General features: G+C 73.2%; 4 protein-coding genes. 1 reads left to right on the forward strand and 3 read right to left on the reverse strand.

What is annotated here, in order from left to right; genetic code table 11:
- The coding region (locus E1283_RS33850) for a DUF4178 domain-containing protein (protein WP_207930640.1) at positions 1-350 on the reverse strand (350 nt) is incomplete at its 3' end.
- Positions 351-454: 104 nt separating this feature from the next.
- A complete protein-coding gene (locus E1283_RS33855; RefSeq protein WP_165956348.1) occupies positions 455-1,408 on the reverse strand; it encodes a DUF4328 domain-containing protein in 954 nt (317 codons plus the stop codon).
- 489 nt (positions 1,409-1,897) lie between these two features.
- On the opposite strand from E1283_RS33855, the gene E1283_RS33860 reads away from it, so the two are divergent.
- Complete coding sequence (locus tag E1283_RS33860) at positions 1,898-2,860, forward strand: ArsR/SmtB family transcription factor (protein WP_132821998.1); 963 nt, start codon at positions 1,898-1,900, stop codon at positions 2,858-2,860.
- 6 nt (positions 2,861-2,866) lie between these two features.
- On the opposite strand, the gene E1283_RS33865 is transcribed toward E1283_RS33860, so the two are convergent.
- Positions 2,867-3,565 (reverse strand): response regulator, encoded by a 699-nt coding sequence (locus tag E1283_RS33865; protein WP_132821999.1) that lies wholly within the window; start codon positions 3,563-3,565, stop codon positions 2,867-2,869.
- Positions 3,566-3,570 lie beyond the last annotated feature (5 nt).

A 3,570-nucleotide genomic window follows, 5' to 3' on the forward strand; every position in this document is an offset into this window, starting at 1 on the left:
GGCTGGGTGGGCAGCAGCGGCGGCTCGCCCCGGTACTCCCGCCACATGACGACCTCGAGGTCGGGGTCCTCCTCGACCGAGATCCACCGCTTGCCCTCGGCGGTGCCGTCCATCGCGTCGACGAAGTGCTCGGACCAGCTGAAGCCGCCCTCGGCCAGCCGCAACGAGCCCCGGACGAAGAGTCGTTCGCCCAGGTACTCGACCATGTCCCCGGCCTTCAGCAGCCGGGGGTCCCCCGCCGTGTCGGCGCCCGGAGCGAACGGGTCACGGGGCGCGGCGGGCGCGGGCGGCGCGCCCCGGCGCCGCGACCGCGCCAGCAGGACGACGGCCAACACCAGTGCCAACGCCACGATTCCAACGATTGCCAGGGCCAGGCCCATTGGCGTCCCCCGTTCGGTACCACAGTTGAACGGGGGACACTATCGCACGTCGTTCGGATCGGCTTTCGGCCGGATCAGCCCGGGGGCGTCATGGGGGGCTGACCGGGCTGCGGGCCCGGATACGGCGGCGCCCCTTGGGATGGCGGAGGGTAGGCGCCCGGTTGCGGATACCCACCGGGTGGCGGATAAGCGCCCCCCGCCGGGTAGCCGCCGGGGGCCGGGTACGTGCCGGGGGCCGGGTACTGGCCGGGAGCCGGGTACGCGCCCGGCTGCTGCCCCGGCATCGACTGCGGTCCCGGCACGGGCGGTTGGCCGCCCGGCGGGATCGGGCCCTGGGCGTACTTGGTCTGCTGTCGGGCGCTGATCTGGCGGACGAACAGGATCGCCACGACGGCCGCCGCCACGCCGAGCATGCCGCTCAAGCCCAGCGCCGAGGACTGGTTCCGCAACGTGTCCAGGTCCTCGCTGCTGAACAGGGCCTCGTTCTCCGGGATCTGGGCGCGGGCCGCGACGTAGCTGACCGTCGACGCGATCCACAGCGTCCACCAGGCGGTGACCACGCCGTGGGCCGGGTTCGCGCCCCACGGCGTGCTGGCCCGCCAGATGTCGTTGGCCATCTGCTTGGGGAACCAGAGGCTCACCACCGGCGTGAACCAGGCGCCGATCGCCCAACCCCGGCTGAGCCGCTGCCCGGTGGGGTCGAACAGCTCCGCGTTCACCCGGATCCGGTAGAACCAGACGATGAAGACGATGCCGGTGGCCAGCAGGCCGAGGGCCGCGATCATGATGGTGCCGAAGTAGAAGTCGTCGACGTCCTCGGCCTCCTGGAGGGTCGGGAAGTTCCCGTCCTGCATGTCACCCACCGTCGACCACATCCGCATGGCCCCGACCGTCATCAGGAGGTAGAGCGCGGCGGTCACGCCGAGCAGCACCGAGACCGCCGTCGCCAGGCCGCGTGGGCTGGCGAACACGGCCGCCGGCCCCGTCGGCATCGGGTAGGGATAGCCGGCGTACGGCATCCCCGGCATTCCCGGCTGCCCGGGGTGCTGCCCCGGCGGTGGTTGATACGGATACTGCGGTGGCGGCGGTGCGCCCACGTCTCGTCCCCCCTCGGCTCGACGGCCCCGCACGTGGGCCCGTGAATCGGCCTGTCGTGTTCGAAAGCGCGAGCCCGACAGTCGGACGCTGACGATAACAGCGCGCGGCGACAGCGGCACGGCCGCTTCCGGTTGCCTCACGGGGCCCTCGCGAGCGTGGCCGGATGTCTCAGGATGCCTCAGGGGCGTTCGGCGTCCGCTCGGGGGGCCTTGCCGAGGGCGGAAGGGGCAGCGATACCGGAACCCACGGCGCGGCATGGACAACAGCGCATGCCAGAGCGATCCACTGATCCCCCCGTCCCCGAGCGGTTGCCGAACACCCCACACAGTGGCCGACAACGCATCGATCGGGCGAGCGATTTCGGCGTAGGCTGAAAATCTGTGGTCAGCGCGACGGGTCGCTGCAAAGGAGGTTGCCTGGTGCTGCGCATCCACCTCACCGGAGACGACCTGGCGCGGGTCCGCATCGCGGAGCGGCCCGACCCGATGTGGGAGACGGTGCTCAGCTCGCACCGGTTACGCGACCGCCGCGCGCCCCATGTCTACGGCGACTGGCGCGAGCAGTCCCGCCGCCGCGTCGGCGCCCTGCCGGCCACCCTGCGCGCCCTGATCCCGCTCACCGGATACTTCCCCGACTTCCTCAACCCACCCGAGTCCAGGCGGGGTTGGGAGGACGGCATGGAGGCGCTGCGAGCCACCCCGCGCCGTCGGCTCGGCGCCGAGATCGAGCGGCTCGACACCAAGCAGCCGCTGCCCAGCTGGGTCAGGGCGCTGGCCCGCGGCGACCGCGCCACCCTGGAGCAACTCGCCGCCGACCTCCAGCGCTACCACCACCGCGCCATCCTCGCCGGCGGCGTCTGGCGCCGCGTCCAGGCCGAGGTGGACGCCGACCGCGCGCTGCGCGTCCGCCACCTGCTCGCCGGCGGCATCGACGGGCTGCTCGACGGACTGCGCCCGGTGCTGCGGTGGAACCCGCCGGTGCTCGAGTCCGACTACCCCGTCGAGCGCGAGGTCCGCCCCGGCGGCCGCGGCCTGCTGCTCGTCCCGTCCTTCTTCTGCTGGCGGCTGCCCGTCACCTACGCGAGCGCCGACCTGACGCCCGTCCTCGTCTACCCCATCGAGCACGCCGAGCCGGCGCCCGAGACCGCCACCGCGCTCGGCCGGCTGCTCGGCGCCACCCGGGCCCGGGTGCTGCGCTGCATCGAGAACGGCACCACCACCGGCGAACTCGCCGTGCGCGCCGGGGTGTCGGTCGCCTCAGCCAGCCAACACGCCCGCGTGCTGCGGGACGCCGGGCTCGTGATGTCGATGCGGCGCGGCAACGAGGTGCTGCACACCCTCACCCCCCACGGCCTCGGCCTGCTGCCGGACCGCTGGCACTGAGCCGCCTCACGGCCGCTCGGACTCGCCGGCCCAACGGAAGCGCCGCTCCGGCCGGCCGGTGCTGCCGTAGCGCAGGCTCACCGCGACCCGCCCGGTGGCCGCGAAGTGCTCCAGATAGCGCCGCGCGCTCACCCGGGACAGGCCGCTGCGGGCCGCGCACTCCGCCGCCGACAGGTCCTCGTCGCACGCCACCAGCGTGGACCGGACCAGCTCCGCCGTCTCCTCCGACAAACCCTTCGGCAGCCGCGGCGGCGGCATCGCGGCCCCGAACACCCGGTCCACCACATCCTGCCCGGGCAACGACGCGATGGCCGCCAACTCCCGCGACCGGCGCGCGTAGTCCCGCAGCCGCTCCTGCAACACCGGCACCTCGAAGGGCTTGATGACATAGTGCACGGCGCCGCCGCGCAGCGCCCCACGCACCGTCTCCACCTCCCGGGCCGCCGTGATCACCAGCACGTCGGGCTCGGGGCCGCCGTCCGCCGCCGCGCCACCGCGCAGCTCCCGCAGCACGTCCAGGCCGCTGATGTCCGGCAGATAGATGTCCAACAACACCAGATCCGGGTGGAGTTCACGCACCGCCGCCAACGCCTCGGCGCCGGTCCTGGCCTCCCCGACCACCTCGAAGCCCGGGGTGCGCTCCACCACCTTGCGGTGCAGCCTGGCCACCATGAAGTCGTCGTCGACGATCAGCACCCGGATCACGAGCC

This window comes from Streptomyces hainanensis (assembly GCF_004348415.1).
GTDB lineage: Bacteria > Actinomycetota > Actinomycetes > Streptomycetales > Streptomycetaceae > Streptomyces > Streptomyces hainanensis.